Annotated in this window: 19 protein-coding genes; 9 read left to right on the top strand and 10 right to left on the bottom strand. The window is 65.4% G+C overall.

Going from position 1 to position 15,525, the window contains the following annotated elements; all coding sequences use genetic code 11:
• Positions 1–5: 5 nt before the first annotated feature.
• The gene (gene flgB / locus Q0982_RS02030) at positions 6–413 is read right to left on the bottom strand and encodes a flagellar basal body rod protein FlgB (protein WP_299391266.1); all 408 of its coding nucleotides are present in this window, start codon (positions 411–413) and stop codon (positions 6–8) included.
• Between the two features lie 161 nt (positions 414–574).
• On the opposite strand from flgB, the gene csrA reads away from it, so the two are divergent.
• The 6 genes from csrA to Q0982_RS02000 all read left to right on the top strand — a co-directional run bounded on the left by csrA (position 575) and on the right by Q0982_RS02000 (position 3,519).
• Entirely contained in the window at positions 575–847 is a 273-nt protein-coding gene (csrA, locus tag Q0982_RS02025) for a carbon storage regulator CsrA (RefSeq protein ID WP_299391265.1), read from the top strand.
• Positions 848–1,022: 175 nt separating this feature from the next.
• Entirely contained in the window at positions 1,023–1,490 is a 468-nt protein-coding gene (locus tag Q0982_RS02020) for an EscU/YscU/HrcU family type III secretion system export apparatus switch protein (RefSeq protein WP_299391263.1), read from the top strand.
• A complete protein-coding gene (locus Q0982_RS02015) occupies positions 1,487–1,828 on the top strand; it encodes a hypothetical protein (RefSeq protein ID WP_299391262.1) in 342 nt (113 codons plus the stop codon). Before Q0982_RS02020 ends, Q0982_RS02015 begins: the two co-directional genes overlap by 4 nt.
• Positions 1,829–1,852: 24 nt before the next feature.
• On the top strand, positions 1,853–2,233 hold the full coding sequence (locus Q0982_RS02010; protein ID WP_299391260.1) for a flagellar biosynthetic protein FliO: 381 nt from the start codon (positions 1,853–1,855) through the stop codon (positions 2,231–2,233).
• Entirely contained in the window at positions 2,230–2,991 is a 762-nt protein-coding gene (fliP, locus tag Q0982_RS02005; protein WP_322096930.1) for a flagellar type III secretion system pore protein FliP, read from the top strand. The genes Q0982_RS02010 and fliP overlap by 4 nt, the downstream gene beginning before the upstream one ends.
• Positions 2,992–3,066: 75 nt before the next feature.
• The gene (locus tag Q0982_RS02000; RefSeq protein WP_299391259.1) at positions 3,067–3,519 is read left to right on the top strand and encodes a hypothetical protein; all 453 of its coding nucleotides are present in this window, start codon (positions 3,067–3,069) and stop codon (positions 3,517–3,519) included.
• A gap of 12 nt (positions 3,520–3,531) precedes the next feature.
• On the opposite strand, the gene Q0982_RS01995 is transcribed toward Q0982_RS02000, so the two are convergent.
• The 9 genes from Q0982_RS01995 to Q0982_RS01955 form a co-directional block, all read right to left on the bottom strand.
• On the bottom strand, positions 3,532–7,053 hold the full coding sequence (locus tag Q0982_RS01995; protein ID WP_299391257.1) for a hypothetical protein: 3,522 nt from the start codon (positions 7,051–7,053) through the stop codon (positions 3,532–3,534).
• Between the two features lie 2 nt (positions 7,054–7,055).
• The gene (locus Q0982_RS01990) at positions 7,056–7,823 is read right to left on the bottom strand and encodes a flagellar motor protein MotB (RefSeq protein ID WP_299391256.1); all 768 of its coding nucleotides are present in this window, start codon (positions 7,821–7,823) and stop codon (positions 7,056–7,058) included.
• A gap of 4 nt (positions 7,824–7,827) precedes the next feature.
• Positions 7,828–8,454, bottom strand: coding sequence for a hypothetical protein (locus tag Q0982_RS01985; RefSeq protein ID WP_299391254.1), 627 nt, complete (start codon positions 8,452–8,454; stop codon positions 7,828–7,830).
• A 57-nt stretch (positions 8,455–8,511) separates the two neighbouring features.
• Entirely contained in the window at positions 8,512–9,171 is a 660-nt protein-coding gene (locus Q0982_RS01980; RefSeq protein ID WP_299391253.1) for a protein phosphatase CheZ, read from the bottom strand.
• A 32-nt stretch (positions 9,172–9,203) separates the two neighbouring features.
• Entirely contained in the window at positions 9,204–9,593 is a 390-nt protein-coding gene (locus Q0982_RS01975) for a response regulator (protein WP_299391251.1), read from the bottom strand.
• A gap of 111 nt (positions 9,594–9,704) precedes the next feature.
• Entirely contained in the window at positions 9,705–10,394 is a 690-nt protein-coding gene (locus Q0982_RS01970; protein WP_299391250.1) for a MotE family protein, read from the bottom strand.
• Positions 10,395–10,421: 27 nt separating this feature from the next.
• Entirely contained in the window at positions 10,422–10,991 is a 570-nt protein-coding gene (locus Q0982_RS01965) for a DUF6468 domain-containing protein (RefSeq protein ID WP_299391248.1), read from the bottom strand.
• Positions 10,992–12,059: a flagellar motor switch protein FliM gene (gene fliM / locus Q0982_RS01960; RefSeq protein ID WP_299391247.1), complete on the bottom strand. Its 1,068-nt coding sequence runs from the start codon at positions 12,057–12,059 to the stop codon at positions 10,992–10,994. It abuts the gene before it with no gap.
• 56 nt (positions 12,060–12,115) lie between these two features.
• Positions 12,116–12,640 (bottom strand): flagellar basal body-associated FliL family protein, encoded by a 525-nt coding sequence (locus tag Q0982_RS01955; RefSeq protein WP_299391246.1) that lies wholly within the window; start codon positions 12,638–12,640, stop codon positions 12,116–12,118.
• A gap of 306 nt (positions 12,641–12,946) precedes the next feature.
• On the opposite strand from Q0982_RS01955, the gene flgF reads away from it, so the two are divergent.
• Genes flgF through flgA form a run of 3 tightly spaced genes read left to right on the top strand, consistent with a single transcriptional unit; the run spans position 12,947 to position 15,524 of the window.
• Positions 12,947–13,675 carry a flagellar basal-body rod protein FlgF gene (gene flgF / locus Q0982_RS01950; RefSeq protein WP_299391245.1) on the top strand — a complete coding sequence of 243 codons (729 nt, stop codon included), beginning with the start codon at positions 12,947–12,949 and terminating at the stop codon, positions 13,673–13,675.
• Positions 13,676–13,689: 14 nt separating this feature from the next.
• Positions 13,690–14,475, top strand: a complete 786-nt coding sequence (gene flgG, locus Q0982_RS01945) for a flagellar basal-body rod protein FlgG (protein WP_299391244.1) — start codon at positions 13,690–13,692, stop codon at positions 14,473–14,475.
• Positions 14,476–14,489: 14 nt separating this feature from the next.
• Positions 14,490–15,524, top strand: coding sequence for a flagellar basal body P-ring formation chaperone FlgA (gene flgA, locus Q0982_RS01940; protein WP_299391243.1), 1,035 nt, complete (start codon positions 14,490–14,492; stop codon positions 15,522–15,524).
• The last annotated feature ends 1 nt before the right edge of the window (position 15,525 follow it).

Here is a 15,525-nt window from a genome sequence, read left to right as displayed (position 1 = left end):
CGCCGCTACTGGGCGCGCCCGCGCAGCGCCATCTTCATCATCGCAACCTGCTTACGGTAGAGGTTGGTGATGGCATTGAAGTCGCTCTGCGTCTGGGCCACCTTCACGAGCTGCTCTTCGATGACAACGGCATTGCCCGAAGGTGCCGTCTCGTAGCGCTCCTTCTGCTCGGTGCTGCGGTGGCTGTCGCCCAGGCTGGAGGTCTGGATATGCCCGGCCTGCGTCGCCTCCGGCCGCAGCATCGGCATTGCCTGCCGCTCAATCAGCCGACGAAATTCCTGCGCTTTCAGATCGTGCGGCACAAACTTGGGCGTATCGGCATTGGCGATGTTCTGCGCCAGAACCTTCTGGCGCTGACCGAGCCAATCCATACGTTTGGCGAGCAAACTGAAGAGTCCAGGTTTCCCGTCCATGACGTCCCCGTGCCAGCATCGACAAGTGGCGGTACCCTAGGAAACCCCCGGTTCCACAGGCGTCTACGCTCTATGATCAAGCCTGCCTTGTTAAGAATCCGTAAAACGCGCTAAATTGTATCCATTAACCATGGTCGGGGGGCCGGGGAGCCGAAAGGGCGATGCTTTATCTGACACGCAAGATCGGCGAGTCCGTCATCATCAACGATGACATCGAGGTGACCGTGGTGGATATCCGCGGTAAGTCGATCAAGCTGGGGTTTACCTTCCCCAGTTCCGCGACCGTGTTGCGGCGCGAGATATTCGAGCGCATTCAGGAAGAGAATCGGGCCGCCGCGGCAGTCGGCAGCGACGCCCTGGCCGATGCCATCCGCGATGCCGGCAGTCCGCCATCACCGCCCTCCACTCCCCCAAAAACGGAGACAGGCTCCTAAGCCGCTCAAGTCATTCGGCTTTTTTCACGAATTTGGCCTGTCTTCTAACCAATCATTAAGCATGATCGGTCACTATTGCTGAACCTGCGGGGGAAACTCCGCGGCCCCTTCTCGCCACACCACAACCAAACAGGTGGAAGCGGGGCAATCAAGGATCGGCAGGACGGACCGCGGCGTGACACAAAACCGGCCACTGGAGCAGTCAAAGGCCCGCAGAGGCACCAGCACGGCTGGAACCTCTTCTGCGGAACCCGCGGGCCTCGCCATCGCCCTGGAGAACGTCAACGCCGGCGCGCTTGACCGCATGGGTTCAGCCGCCGCACGCGGCTGCACACCAGGGGGTGCGCCGGGCGGTGCACCAGGCGGTACGCCGAGAGTGACGGCTTCGGGCCGCGGTGCGGTCGCCGAACAGATCCTGCAGATCGCCTTTGAGCGGGGGATCAAGGTCCGCAAGGACAGCGATCTGGCGGAGATCCTCTCGGTCGTCGAGGTCGAGAGCGAGATCCCGCTGGCCGCGCTCGCCGGCGTCGCCGAGATCCTGCGCTACCTCTACCAGACCGATAGCGACGAACAATCCGACAGTAACAACCAAAGTGACACGGGCGCCGGGGCGACGCCTACAGCCGAGGAGAACCGCCAATGACCGGAAACCAGCTTGCCCAGCCGGGCGTCATCGAATCGGAAGTGGGCGCTCTGGCAGCGCGGCTGAGGTCGGCGCGGCAGACGCTGGCAAAGGGCTCCATCGTCGACCTGACGCCGATCGAAGAAGATGTCCGTTGGCTCTGCAGTTCGATTGAAGCGCTTCCGCGCGAGCAGACCCGGGACCTGCGACCGCGCCTCATGGGCCTCTTGGAAGAAATCAACTATCTGGGTGAGAACCTGCGCGCCGGCCTGGGCGAGCTGGCCCAGCTGCTGGGCGCGGCGAGCGAGCGCCGGCGCGCGCTTTCCGCCTATGCCACGCAGAAATTGAACAAGCCCTGATCGCCTCGCTTCCGGAGACTTCGGATGGATCTTGCGGAGTATGTCCGCTTCTTCCTGGCGCTGGGCTTTGTTCTGGTCCTGATCGCCGGCCTGGCGGCGCTGGTTCGGCGTTCCGGGCTCGGCGACCGTCTGGCCGTCACCAAGTCCAATGGGCCGCGCCGCCTCGATCTGGTCGAGGTGCGCCCGATCGATGCCAAACGCAAGCTCGTTCTGATCCGCCGCGACGACCGCGAACACCTGGTGCTCCTGGGTCACGGCAGCGACCTGCTGATCGAGAGCGCTATCCCCGCCCGGCCGGCGAGCGAAAGCAGCATCGCCGCGCGACCAGCAGTGCCGAGTGCGGAAACCGCCGACAACGGCCCCCTCGCCCGGGTCGCGGCGAAGTTGCGCGGAGCCGTGTCGTGACCGCCGGCACCGCCCGGCGAGTTACCGCCATCGCATCCGCCCTGGCCGCCCTCTTGGCCCTGCTGCTGCCGGACTCCGCGCTGGCCCAGGCTCTGACTCTCGATCTCGGAGCCGAGACCGCCGGGACGACGACAGGGCGCATCATCCAGCTTGTCGCGCTGATCACCATCCTCTCGCTGGCGCCGTCGATCCTGGTGATGATGACCTCCTTCACCCGGATCGTAGTCGTCCTATCCTTCCTGCGGACCGCCATCGGCCTGCAGCAGACGCCGCCGAACTCGGTGATCGTCAGCCTGGCGCTGTTCCTCACCGCCTTTGTGATGATGCCGACCCTGGAGGCGGTCTACGACGAGGCTCTGGAGCCGCTCATCGCCGAGGAGATCACGGAGTTCGAGGCGCTGGACCGCGCCCAGGCGCCGGTGCGCGACTTCATGCTGCGCCACGTCCGCGAATCGGACCTGCAGCTGTTCCTCGACCTGACCGATACCGAGGCGGTGGAGGATCCCGAGGCGACGCCCATGCGCGCGCTTATCCCGGCCTTCATGATCAGCGAACTGCGCCGTGCCTTCGAGATCGGGTTCCTCCTCTTCCTGCCCTTCCTTATCATCGACATGGTGGTGGCCTCCATCCTCATGTCCATGGGCATGATGATGCTGCCGCCGGTGATGATCTCCCTGCCCTTCAAGTTGATCTTCTTCGTGTTGGTGGACGGCTGGTACATGGTCGCCGGCAGCCTGGTCCAGAGCTACGGCGGCTGACTGATCCTTCGCCCTGGTCCGCCGGTCAGGCTGCCTTATCTTCAAGAGCGCCTGCCGACGGATTGGGGAACGGACATGCAAAGGCTGAGAATCCTTCTCATCAGCGCGGTTTTCTGGCTTCCGGCGCCGGCCCTTGCCGCCGAAACCGCCGAGCGCATCATTGCGCAGGCCCGGGACGACTGCCGGTCCTTCGAAAACGGTGCGCTAACACTGGGGGAAGACGCGGTCGTCCAGGCGGACCTGACAGGCGACGGCCAACCGGAGGAGATCATCGACAGCCGGGCCTTCACCTGCTCCTCGGCCGCATCGCTGTTCTGCGGGACCGGCGGCTGCACGATCACCGTCGTGGCCGACGGAGCCGCGCGGACGTTCCTTGCCAAAGCCTGGCGGATTGTCGACTGGAACGGCCAGCCGGTTCTGCTTCTGGCAGTCCATGGAAGCGACTGCGGCGGCACCAATCTTCGGCGCTGCTACGAGGCGGTGGTCTGGAGCGAGGGCGGGTTCAGAAGCCTGCGGCCCGAGCCCTAGATCCCTTCGCGGTCAGTTCACCTGGCTGAGTTCGCCGTCGCGGATGCGCTCGCGGTAATTGGCCATGAAGTCCTGGGCCCGACCGACCTTGCTGAGTTCGTCGGCGATGGAGGTGATGGCCGCCTTCTCGCCATCGCCGACCAGCAGTGTGAAGGTGTCGCTGTGCGGGCCCTCGGCCATGGCCGCGCCGTAGCGCCGGTCCAGGTCCTCCAACTCGACGGCCTGATTGGAAAGCATCAGGGCAACGGCGAGGTTAACCACGAGCTGGCTCTCATCGACGGTCATGGGGCGCCGCGGCGGCAGCAGCGGGATGAGGTTGGACAGTGACGAGACGGCCTCCGGCCAGCGCCGCAGGCGCCAGTGAATGTCGGCCCGCAAGGTCTCCGCATCCAGACTTTCATCGCCTGCCAGCATCTTCAGCGCCTCTTCGGCGCGGTCCAGCTCGGCGAAGGCCCGCGCCCGCAATTGCTGGCGCTGCAGCCTCAACTCCTCGCCGGGGGCTTCGATGTCGCTGGCGTCCAGCGCCGCCAGACTCGCCTCCGGCTTGCGGTCCAGAAGATGCACCAAAGCCAGGCGCGCACCGATCCGCGCCTTGTCCTCGCCCTCCAGGCGGTATCGGACCTGCCCGTCCAGGAGCTCGGCGGCCCGGTCCAGAAGATCGACCTCGACCAGACGGTCGGCGAGAGCCGCAATAATCCGGTCCCCGGCGGGACCTGCCGGCGTCAGTTCCCGGAACTCCTGATAGAGGGCCAGAGCCCGCAGGGGCGGCACCGCCGGATCGCCGGGACCGCGGTAGATGTCGGCGAAGATCTCCCGCATGCGCTGTGCGGACGCACGCGCGCCGGGGCTGTCGGGGAAGCTGGTCACCGCCTGCCGCAAGGCGTGCAGGGCCTCGCGGTGCCGGTTCTGGCCGGCATAGAGATCGGCCAGCCGGCGCAGCAGCACGAACTCGAACTGATCACCGCGCCACGCAAAGCGCAGACGCTCCAACTCCTCGATGGCCGCCTGTGCCGAAAGCGAGCCATCCTCGAGCCCGAGATCGATCAGCGCCAACCGCGCCCGCGCCTGCGACGAGCGGTGGCGGCTGTCGCGCACCGAACTCCAGAGGCTGCGTGCTTCTTCCGGGTTCCCGCGCTGAAGCTGGATGGCACCTTGGATTACGTTGATCTGCGCCTCTTCCCGCGGACCGAGATCGTCGCGCCGCAAGGCACCGATCTGCAGGGAGGCGGCGCCGTCGTCGCCTGCTTTCAAGAAGGCTTCCGCGGCCGCCAGGCGCAGACGCAGGCGCACCTGCGGTGCATAGCTGTCGATCAGATCGTCGGTCAGGGCAAAGGCGTTGGCCGCGGCTTCCCAGTCCTCCGCCGCACTCGCCAAGGCTGCCTGCCACAAAAGCGCCTCGCGCTCACCGGCCAGGGACGCATCGGCCAGCCCGGCCGCTGCGGAGCGATAGTCCTGGATCAGCCACTGGCTGGCCGCCTGCATCAGGCGATGCACCGGGTCCTGCGCCAGCCGCGGATGCTCCTCATCGATCACCCGAAGCGACCCCAGAGCCTCGCTGTCGAAGCCATGGGCGAAGTAGAATCGGGCGAGATCGGTGCGCAAGATACCCAGGCGTTCCCGGTCCGCACCGACCATAGCGCGCATCAGATCGCCGCGGATCTGCTGGAAGTCATCCAGGCTGCCGCGCCGCCAGGCCTCGAGATCGAAAAGGCGTCGGCTTTCGACAGCACTTCCCGGCGTACCGGGGCGCCGGCGCTGCTCGCGACCGGAGACCAGCAGCCCGTTCGCATCGCGGACGAGCACACCGGTCCGCACGACAGCAACTTCCAGGCTGGAGGTGAGCGGCTGCAACACCACACCCTGCTGGCTCGGCAGGCTGCGAAACTGAGGATAGGTGTAGCCGAGCGCCAGCCCCATTCCCGCACCACGGGTCGGAACGACGACCATGCGGTCGCCGGCATCGGGGTCGGTCACCCAGTAGCCCCGCCGTGCGCCCGAGAGCGGGAAGCGGACCCGGGCGTAGTCGCCCTTTTCCACCACCGGCGCTGCCAGCGCCTTCTGCGGCAGGGCGTTGCGCGGGCGCAGATCAACCTGCCAGCTGTTCTCTTCGCGGGTCAGGCGCGGCGCCACTGTCGGCAGTGCACCGATGACAATGACGGTCGCCTCGCCGTCCTCGATCAGTCGGACCGGTCCCAGGTGGGGCGCTCCGGCAGCGAGGCTCTTGACCAGGTTCCTTGGCGGCGGCCGGTCGAACAGCAGCCAGAGGTTCGGTCCCCTGCGAAAGGCCGCGGCTGCCGTGGGGCGATCCCAGGAGAACGTCAGCACGACCGGAACGAAGCGGTCCGCCGTGGGGCCCTGGGCCGAAGAGCTTTCGAAGGTCAGCACCGGCTCCAGATCGATCCGGAGGCGTCCGCGTGCCGCATCGTCGATGGGCCTGGTCCGCGCGGTCGCCGCAGCGACAAAGTCCGCGGCGCCGGATGCAGCGGCATCCCCCTGCTCCGGTTCGGCAGCGGCCTTCTGGCCGGCTGCCGTCTTCTCTGCGCCCTCGGAGGCTGCCGATGCCGGTGCTTTCGGGCTCTCCGGCGCCCGATCTCCAGCGGCCGCCCGGGGCGCCGCCTGAGCCGCCCCGCCCATGGATTCCGGCACCAGCGACGTCGGGGCCTCCCCGGCCGGCGCGGCGGAGGGAGGTGTCTCGGCAGGGCGCGGGCTCAGATCGACAACACCTGCTGAAGCTGCGGGCGCATTCTTTGGAATCTGCCCGCGCTCAGCCGGATTCGGCTCAGATCCGTCCTTGGCGGCTTGCGGACCGGCGGCGGCATAGATGTCCAGAACCGTCTTGCTGCCGCTGCGGGTGAGCTTCACGCGCGAGGGGCGCGGCAAGGCCACCGTAACGCCGGTCTCCGTCACGGTCAGGCCGGCCACCTGGGGCAGACCCTCCGGCCGCACCGCCGAGATGTCGAAGCGTGCCGGCCTCTCAAAGCGAAGGCGCACCGCGTCCGCACTCTCCTCCACGCGGCTTTCGACAGGCTCCGGCCAGTCGAAGACAAGGCGGCTGTAGTCGGCATGGCGGCCACCGCGCACCCTTACCTGCGGCAGATCCGCCGCTGCCTCGCCCTGTGCAGGCACGGCGCGGTCCTCACCGCCTTCGTCAGGCCTGGCGGCAACCGCAGCCGGGCGCAGGTCGATCACCACCTTCGACCCCAGGCGAAAGTGCTTGAGGTCCACGTCGCCGTTGAGATCGAAACTGAGCGATCGGCCGTCCTTGGCAACATCGGGCGCAGCGGCATAGCCGCGCAGTCCGCGCGTCACCACGCTGCCGGCAAAGGCCGCCTCTTCGGCAAAGCTCACGATCAGCTTGCCCTCGGCGATGCGGACCTCGTAGTCGATGGTGCGCGGCCAGTCGAAGACAAGCCGGCCATAACCCGGGTGCAGGCCGCCGCGCAGGGTGATCTCCTCGGCCGCCTGGGCCGAAGCCGGAAGCGGCAGAAGCAGCAGAAGCGCGAAGACCAGACAGAGGGACGGCAGCCAGCGCATGATCAGCGGCGCTCCGACGCATAGGCGTGGATGATGATCTCGACGCGCCGGGCTTCGGCCATACGCGCGGCCTGGTCGCCGGCTTGCGCCGGCGGTTCGTAGCGGGCGTGACCGTAGCCGCGCACCAGGATCTCGCCCTTGTAGCCGGCGGTGGTGATCATGTCGGCGAGGGTCGTGGCCCGGGCCAGCGAGAGCTCCCAGTTGCTTGCGAAGGTCCGGCGGGGCCGCAGCGGATCGGCATAGCCGGCGATCTCGACCACGTTGCGCAGATTGCGCAGGACACCGCTCAGCGCAAAGATCGCGGCCTTGCCCTGGTCGCTCAGTTCTATGGAGCCGGACGCGAACAGCAGGTCGCCCGGCAGGGCGAAGACAATGCGCTCGCCCTCGCGCCTGATGTCCGCCCGCGTCAAGACGGGGTCTTCCGTCACCTGGTCCTTCAGGAGACTGGCAAGATAGCTGAGGTCGGTACCGGGCGTGCGGTCGATCGCCTCGGCATCCTTGTCCTGGCTGGGCAGGGCCACTGTCACTTCCTGAACGCTGGGCAGCTTCGGCGAGAGCGCGTCGATGAGGTTCTGCCAGTCATCGCTGTTGATGGTCGACATCGAGTAAAGCAGTACGAAAAAGGTCAGCAGCAATGCCGTCAGATCGGTGAACGTCAGGAGCCAGGCTTGGCCGCCGTCGTCGGGGCGCCCCCGGTAGACCGGCACTGCGAAGGTCAGGCCCTGCCAGCCCCGGCCCTTGTCCTTTGCTTTGGTGTCTTTGCGCGCCATGATGTCATTCGCCTTCGACCGCCGGAGCGGCAGCGGCATCTTCGGGCGCCGGCAGGATAAAGTGGAGGCGCACCTGGCCGGCAAAGGACGGCAGCAAGCCCGCCGACAGTCGGTCCGCCGGCACCGCCTCGCTCTCCAGGGCTTGCACCATCGCTCCGGCGCGGCGGACGGCCAGCAGCCGGCTGCCAAGCTCCTCCCCGGCGCCGCTCACACCGTATAGGACATCAAGCCGGTAGGCCTGATCCGCAAAGCGCGCATCGTCGAGGACCGAGGCGATGGCCATCAGCAGATCCAGCCCCTCGCCGTTGATCACGATGCTGCCCGGCGCGAACAGATCTTCGCTTGGAATGTCGACCTGAAGATTGCGACTGCCGCCAGGGGCCTCACGCTCGACAACGGGCAGGCTGTCGTCAAAAAGCCGTCCCAGCGCCTCCGTGATGTCTTCGGCGCCCTCCAGCACTTCCAGGGCGGCAATCTCCTCGCTGATGCTCTCGTGCGCCGGCACCACGCCGCGAAAGGCCTCGCGCACGCTGTCGAGCACCGCGGTGCTGCGCTCCGTCTCAAACTCTGCAAGTGCATTCAAGAGAATGAAGAAAGCCAGCAGCAGCACCTTCAAACTGAGAAGGCCCATGATGTGGCTGTTGCTTTGCCCCCGGCCTGGATCGTGCTGCAGACCTGCCATCGGGGATCACCCGAAGAGTGCGTCGATGTCGTCCTGGCTGATCGCCTCGTCAGGAAGCTGCGGACCGTTCATGAGATCCTCGTCCGGGCGCGCCGGCGCGCCGCTGGGCGCGGTGGTCTTCTTCTCCGGCTGCTTGGGCCGCTCACCCGCGAAGGTCTCGTCGCCGAAGGCGTGCAGCAGCGCATCGACCTTGGACTCGACCTTCTGCAGGGCCGTGACCACCTTCGTGATCCGCTGGCCGGTGATGTCCTGAAAACCGCAGGCCTCATAGATCGACGTCACCGCCGCGGAGACCTGGTCGGCCACTTCCTGCGGCATCTTCTCGGCCAGTTCCTCGATTGCCTCGACCGCCTCGAAGATCGTGTGGGTGGCCTGCTCAGTCGCGCCGACGATGGCTGTCAGTTCGTCCGTGGCAGCGGGCAGGTGCTCTGCGTTGATGTCGTCCGGGCGGAGATCGGCAATCTCGCTGCGCGCGGTGTCGATGTAGCGCGCCAAGGCCTCAATGTCCGCATAGACCTTCAGGCTGACAGCGGACATGTCGCCCTCGATCGTCTCAACGATCGACTCGACAATGGCCACAATTTCTTCAGGTGCCACCGCACCCTCAGATTTCCGCAGCTCCAGGAGCTGCGCTGCGATTTTCTCTTTGACCGCCGCAACAGCCATAATGCGGCTCCTTACCTAAGAATACAGGGTGCTTAGAAGTTGCCGAGGACAGCCGAGAGCTTGGTCTTCAGCGTCGCCGCATTGAACGGCTTGACGATGTAGTTGCTGACACCCGCCTCCTTGGCGGCGATCACGTTTTCCGTCTTGCTTTCCGCCGTGATCATGATGAAAGGCAGTTCTTTCAGCTTGGTATCGGCGCGCACCTCGGTCAGAAGCTGCATGCCGCTCATCGGTTCCATGTTCCAGTCGGAAATCACCAGGTGGTATTCCTTGTCCCGCAGCTTCTGCAGCGCGGCGCTGCCGTCGGTGGCTTCATCGACGTTGTTGAAACCCAGCTGCTTCAGCAGGTTCCTGATGATCCGCAGCATGGTCTTGTAATCGTCCACGATCAGGATCGGCATGCTCATGTCGACTGTCGACATCTCAAACTCCCGTGAATTCTGGCCCGCAGAAGGTGCGAAACGGTCTGAGGGGAAAGCTAATGAATCGGCGTTAACAGTCAGTAAAAGAGGCTGAAAAGGCTTGATTTTCAGCTATTCGCGCGGAACCGGCAGCTCGCGGCGCTGCGCCAGTTCCAGCGTGACGGCTTTGGCGCGCTGCGGGTTCATCTGCGCGAGGATCGGTGCGGACTTGCGCTCCTTCATCCGCTCGACCACCTCCAGCAGAACTTCCATGTCCAGTTCCTCGAAGATCCGGGCGGCCTGCTTCGGCTTCATGCTCTCGTAGATCTTGACCAGGCTCTTCATCTGCGCCTCGGTCTGCTCGTCATGCTCGACGAGGAGTGCCTCGATCGACTCCTGCAGCCCCTCGAGCTCACGAATCTTCTGTTCGATCCGCTGCTCCGCGGCCTTCAGCAACACTTCCCGCTCGTCAACCTCGCGGGCCCGCTGTTCCAGTTCCTCGCGGCGCTGGGACAGCGACTGCAGCAGCCCCAGTTCTTCGTCCGTCAGGTCGAAAACATCGGCAGAAAGATCGGTGATCTGACCCGGCGGCACCGGATCAGCGGGCACTTCCGCCGTCTCGGTGGCGGCATCCGCAGACGCAGCAGGCTCGCCGGCTGCCGCAGGCGCGGCCTGAGAGGCAGCCTGGGGCGGTTCGCCCGCCGCGGTCTCCTGCGCCAGGGCCGGCTGCGAACCGCCGATATCCTGCCAAATGCCCGCCAGCTTGGCGGTCATGGCAAGGCAAGCGACCAGAATGAACAGAGGCAGAAGCCTGAAACGCATCGCCGATTCCTGAACTCGAGAGGGTTTCTAGCGCATCGCCTGAAGCGTGCGCATCAGCTCGCTGTCTGAGCGCGAGAGACGCTTCTTCGCCAACTTCGCGATTCCATTGACCGGCCCACCGACCGGTTTGCCCGATGCGGCCGGCGGCGGCGCCTGGGGCTCGTCCGAGGGCTTCTTGTCCATCTTGGTGATGTCCATCGGCGCGCGGTGCAGCCGCTGCTTCGACAGGCTGCCAACGGCGCCATTGGCCTCCCGCTCCGCCTTGCGGGACTCGGCGATGGAGACCTCCAGCCTGTCGGCGATCTCGTGGCCTTTCTTGACCAGAAAGGCCATCTCGTCGGCCAGGCGGCAGGCATCATCGACCCGTCGGGCCAAGCCGTCACCGGCCTCGACGCTGCGCTCCTTGAGCGCCTGCAGTCCGCCCTCGGCGCGGCCGGTCGCGGCGGAGAATTCGCCGAACAGCTTTTCCATATCGCCGCGCGCACGCCGCAGCTCGGTCAGCTTGCGGTTCAGCACCATGGCATAGCCAATGGTCGTGACCAGCAAGACACAGATCGCAACATCAAAAACAAGACCGTAGTCCTGCAGCCAAGTCATTTAGGAGTCTCCCTCGCGCACGATCTTGTCAGCGACCTGAACTGCGATATGGCCGCTGCGCCGACCCATGCGGCCCTTGAACATGGAAACGTCGCCGCAGCGCAGTTCAATCTTCGAATTCGGGGTGCAGTTCAGCTCCAGCTGACTGCCTTCGATCCATTCCAGGACCTGGCCCAACGGCATCTCCACCTGGTCCAGCACGGCATCGATGCTGATGTCGGTCTGCCAGAGCTCCGCAGTCAGGTGGCCTTCCCAGATCGAGTCCCGGCCGAACTTCTCGCCCATGAACATCTGCAGCAGCAGTTCGCGCACCGGCTCCAGCGTGGCGTAGGGGATGAGAAGCTCGATCAGGCCGCCGCGGTCTTCCATGTCCACTCGCAGCGTGACGACGATGACGGCGTTGGCCGGCCGGGCGATGGTGGCAAAGCGCGGATTGGTCTCCAGCCGGTCGAAACGGAAGGTAACCGGCGAAAGCGGGTCGAAGGCGGCCGAGAGATCGGCCAGCACGACATGAACCATCCGCTCGACGAGGTTGCGTTCGATGGTCGTGTAGGGTCGCCCCTCGATCCGCATCGCCGCCGTTCCGCGCCGACCGCCCAGCAGCACGTCGACAATGGAGTAGATCAGCGCGCTGTCGACGGTCATCAGGCCGTAGTTGTCCCACTCCTCGGCCTTGAACACGGAGAGCATGGCCGGCAGAGGGATGGAGTTCATGTGGTCGCCGAAGCGCGCCGAGGTGATGTTGTCGAGGCTGACCTCGACGTTGTCGGAGGTGAAGTTGCGCAGCGAAGTCGACATCATGCGCACCAGGCGGTCGAAGACCACCTCCAGCATCGGCAGGCGCTCGTAGGAGACCAGGGCCGAGTTGAGGATAGCCTGGATGCCGGATTCTTCGCCCTCGTCGTCACCGGCACCGGCAACGCCCAGCAGACTGTCGATTTCGCTCTGATCGAGGACCCGCGTGGAACCGGCCGGAGCGGCTTCTTCGGAGGCGTCGACGTCGGCCTCGGCCTCGCCCTCCTCGGCCATGGCCTCCCACTCCGCCATCATCGCTTCTTCGTCGGCCATCTACCTCAGACTTCCTCGTCGTAGGGTCTCATCGACCGCAGCACAACGCGCTGCGGTTACTGAACCAGCATCTCCTTGAACAGTACGTCGCGGACCTGAATGGGCTGTGCCGCCGTGTTCACACGGATCAGCAGCTCCTCGCGCAGACGCTGCAGACCCGCCGAGCCGCGGAGGTCCTCGATACGCAGTTCGCGCAGGTAAACCTGGAAGTTGTCCACGATGCGCGGCAGCACGGTGCCGATCGCAGCCCGGTCGGCCTCGCGCGCCAGTTCCAGGCTGATGGAGATCTTCAGGTAGTTCGTCTTGCGTCCGCTGGAATTGAGGTTCACCAGCATCTCCGGCAGATCGTAGAAGACCGCCTTGCTCTCGACCGGCGCGACCTCTTCCTCGACCACCGGCTCTGGCGCCTTGCCGAGAAGCGAGTCCAGAAGCCCCGAGAAGTAGGCGCCGGCGACCGCGCCAATGAGCAGCAGGATCGGCAGAATGATGAAGAGAACGAGCTTTTTGCCGTTCAAGCCCCCTTTCGGGGTGGCTTCGATCTCGACATCACCGGCGTCCGAAGTTGCAGCCTGATCGGCCATCGCGGTCAACCTATTCAGTTATCTTGAGTTTTCGACTGCCAAGAGCCTACGGATGGTTGGTTAAGACTTGGTTGAAAGGCGCTGGTTTCCGGGCAATTCCAGTGGATCGGGGCGCGGGCAAGATCTGCCGGGCAAGCCCTGCCAAGAGCCCGCGCAAGAGCACCGGGTCCAACACGGTTAAGACATTTAACCTATTGAAATTGCTTAATTATGAGACTGGCACAGGGCTTGCTTCTGTTCTGGCGACGGCCCTTGCGGCCGACCGACTGCCCAAACGCAACTGCCCAACGAGTGTCAGGTAAGAACATGGAAAACGCCGGTTACATCGCGCTGTCGCGCCAAATGGTCCTGAGGCGGGAAATGAGTGTGATCGCCAACAACATGGCGAACCTCAACACCAACGCCTACAAGGGCGAAAGCATGCTTTTCGTCGAGCACCTGGAGTCCACGGGCTCCGGCGAGAAGATGAGCTTCGTCCAGGATATCGCCCTGGTCCGCAATCTCACCGAAGGAAACCTGACCGCCACCGACAACCCGCTGGACACGGCGATTTCCGGTGACGGCTACTATGAGATCGAGACGCCGCTCGGCCCGCGCTACACGCGCAACGGCAGCTTTCACCTGAATGCCCAGGGCGAACTGGTCACCGCCGCCGGCGACAAGGTTCTCGGCGAGGGCGGCAATCCCCTCGTCCTGCCGCCCAACACGAGCGATGTGAGCATCACCCGCGACGGCACCGTCTCCTCCGACCAGGGGCCGGTCGGCAAGATCCGCCTCGTCCGCTTTGAAGACCAGCAGAGCCTGGTCAAGCTGGCCAACGGTCTCTACGACGCCGACGGACAGGAAGCCCTGGCAGCCGAGGGCTCGGAAGTGGTCCAAGGCATGATCGAGGGATCCAACGTGGCCGGCATCGTCGAGCTGACGAAGATGATCCAGACCGTGCGCAGCTACAGCTCGACCGGCCGCATGGTCAACGACGAACACGAACGCATGCGCCGCGCCATTCAGGCGCTTGGCAGCCCGGCACGGGCATAGGAGAGGAACAAGCCATGAGATCTCTGAACATTGGCGCGACCGGCATGCTGGCCCAGCAGCTGAACGTCGAGGTCATCTCCAACAACATCGCCAACATGAACACCACCGGCTTCAAGCGCCAGCGCGCGGAATTCCAGGATCTGCTGTATCAGAACCTGCGCCGCGTCGGGGCGGCCTCCTCGGATGCCGGCACCATCGTTCCGACCGGTGTCCAGCTGGGCCTCGGCGTCAAGTCGGCGGCGATCTACCGCCTTTCGGGCCAGGGCAACATCCTGCAGACCGAGAACCCCCTGGACCTGGCGGTGAACGGCCGCGGCCTGATGATGGTGGAACTGCCGAGCGGCGAGACGGCCTACACCAGGGCCGGCTCCCTGCAGCTCAGCCCTGACGGCGACATCGTGACCGCCGACGGCTACGTGGTACAGCCCGGCATTACGGTTCCCGAAGACGCTCAGTCGATCACCATCAACGAAAGCGGCGAGGTCTACGTAGACCTGGACGGCCAGACGGCGCCGCAGAGGGTCGGACAGCTCGAGCTCGCCAACTTCGCCAATGAGGCCGGGCTGGATGCGATCGGCAACAACCTGCTGCTGGAAACCGCGGCCTCGGGCCAGGCGACGGTGGCAACCCCCGGCTCGGCCGGCTTCGGCAGGATCATCCAGGGGGCTCTTGAGACCTCAAACGTCAACGTGGTCGCCGAGATCACCAATCTGATCACCGCGCAGCGCGCCTACGAGATGAACTCGAAAGTCATCGAGTCGTCCGACGAGATGATGCGCAGCGTGACGCAGCTCCGCTAGGGCGGGAGAGCATGATGCATAGGCATCCATTCAAATCGTTCCGGATCAAGGCCCTCTGGGCGGCTTTCGCCGCCCTGGCCATCCTGGCCGTACCCGAAAGCCGGGCGGCCGATCGGGCCCCTATCTCAGAACATGGGGCTGCAGAAGATGCGGTCGCAGACCTGGTCACCCTCAAGGTCGAGGCCATGATCCACGACCGGGTGGTGCGCCTGGGCGACCTCTTCGAGGGCATCGCCGAGCCTGCGCTGGCGGAAACCCCGGTCGCCCGGGCACCCAGCCCGGGCGCGACGGTGGACATCGGTGCACGCTGGCTGCTGGCCGTGGCCCGGGCTCACGATCTCAACTGGCAGCCACGCTCGCGCTACGACCGCATCACGCTGCGGCGCGCCAGCCACCGCATCGGCACCGAGCAGATCGAGACGGCCCTGCGCGTGGCCCTTGCCGACCGCGGTCTCAGCGGCCAGTTGGAGCTGGCGCTGGACAACCCCAGCCTGGAGCTTCAACTGCCCAGTTCCGATGACCCGAGCATCGCCGTGACCGGGCTGTCGCTGGATTCCGCCAGCGGGCGTTTCATTGCCCATGTGATCGCGCCGGCCAATGGCGAGCCCGTGGCCCGCGCTTCGGTGACCGGGCGGGCCGTGATGCTGACGGACGTCCCGGTGCTGCGCCGCGACCTTCGGCCGGGTGACGTCATCCGGACCAGCGACATCGAGTGGATCTCGATGCCTGTGAATCGGCTGACCCGCGGCACGGTCAGCTCCCAGGACTCGCTGCTCGGCATGAGCCCGCGCCGGCCGATCCGCTCGCAACAACTGATCCGCACCACCGACCTGCAGACGCCCGTGGTCGTTGCCAAGAACAGCCTGGTGACGATCCGCCTTCAGACCCAGCGCATGCAGCTCACGGTACAGGGCCGCGCCCTGGAGAACGGCGCCCAGGGCGACGTTGTCAGGGTCATGAACACCAAATCCAACAGCGTGGTGAACGCCGTGGTGATCGACACCGGGAACGTCGTCGTCACCCCCGCGGCCACCGCGCAGAGCAATTGAC

It is taken from the genome of Pelagibius sp. (genome assembly GCF_028281305.1).
Lineage (GTDB): Bacteria > Pseudomonadota > Alphaproteobacteria > Kiloniellales > Kiloniellaceae > Pelagibius.
This window is presented reverse-complemented; position numbering and strand designations above follow the sequence as displayed.

Coding starts and splice junctions, on each gene's coding strand:
- flgB (WP_299391266.1), bottom strand. CDS start 413: ATGGACGGGAAACCTGGACTCTTCAGTTTGCTCGCCAAACGTATGGAT.
- csrA (WP_299391265.1), top strand. CDS start 575: ATGCTTTATCTGACACGCAAGATCGGCGAGTCCGTCATCATCAACGAT.
- Q0982_RS02015 (WP_299391262.1), top strand. CDS start 1,487: ATGACCGGAAACCAGCTTGCCCAGCCGGGCGTCATCGAATCGGAAGTG.
- Q0982_RS02010 (WP_299391260.1), top strand. CDS start 1,853: ATGGATCTTGCGGAGTATGTCCGCTTCTTCCTGGCGCTGGGCTTTGTT.
- Q0982_RS02000 (WP_299391259.1), top strand. CDS start 3,067: ATGCAAAGGCTGAGAATCCTTCTCATCAGCGCGGTTTTCTGGCTTCCG.
- Q0982_RS01995 (WP_299391257.1), bottom strand. CDS start 7,053: ATGCGCTGGCTGCCGTCCCTCTGTCTGGTCTTCGCGCTTCTGCTGCTT.
- Q0982_RS01990 (WP_299391256.1), bottom strand. CDS start 7,823: ATGGCGCGCAAAGACACCAAAGCAAAGGACAAGGGCCGGGGCTGGCAG.
- Q0982_RS01985 (WP_299391254.1), bottom strand. CDS start 8,454: ATGGGCCTTCTCAGTTTGAAGGTGCTGCTGCTGGCTTTCTTCATTCTC.
- Q0982_RS01980 (WP_299391253.1), bottom strand. CDS start 9,171: ATGGCTGTTGCGGCGGTCAAAGAGAAAATCGCAGCGCAGCTCCTGGAG.
- Q0982_RS01975 (WP_299391251.1), bottom strand. CDS start 9,593: ATGTCGACAGTCGACATGAGCATGCCGATCCTGATCGTGGACGATTAC.
- Q0982_RS01970 (WP_299391250.1), bottom strand. CDS start 10,394: ATGCGTTTCAGGCTTCTGCCTCTGTTCATTCTGGTCGCTTGCCTTGCC.
- Q0982_RS01965 (WP_299391248.1), bottom strand. CDS start 10,991: ATGACTTGGCTGCAGGACTACGGTCTTGTTTTTGATGTTGCGATCTGT.
- fliM (WP_299391247.1), bottom strand. CDS start 12,059: ATGGCCGACGAAGAAGCGATGATGGCGGAGTGGGAGGCCATGGCCGAG.
- Q0982_RS01955 (WP_299391246.1), bottom strand. CDS start 12,640: ATGGCCGATCAGGCTGCAACTTCGGACGCCGGTGATGTCGAGATCGAA.
- flgF (WP_299391245.1), top strand. CDS start 12,947: ATGGAAAACGCCGGTTACATCGCGCTGTCGCGCCAAATGGTCCTGAGG.
- flgG (WP_299391244.1), top strand. CDS start 13,690: ATGAGATCTCTGAACATTGGCGCGACCGGCATGCTGGCCCAGCAGCTG.
- flgA (WP_299391243.1), top strand. CDS start 14,490: ATGCATAGGCATCCATTCAAATCGTTCCGGATCAAGGCCCTCTGGGCG.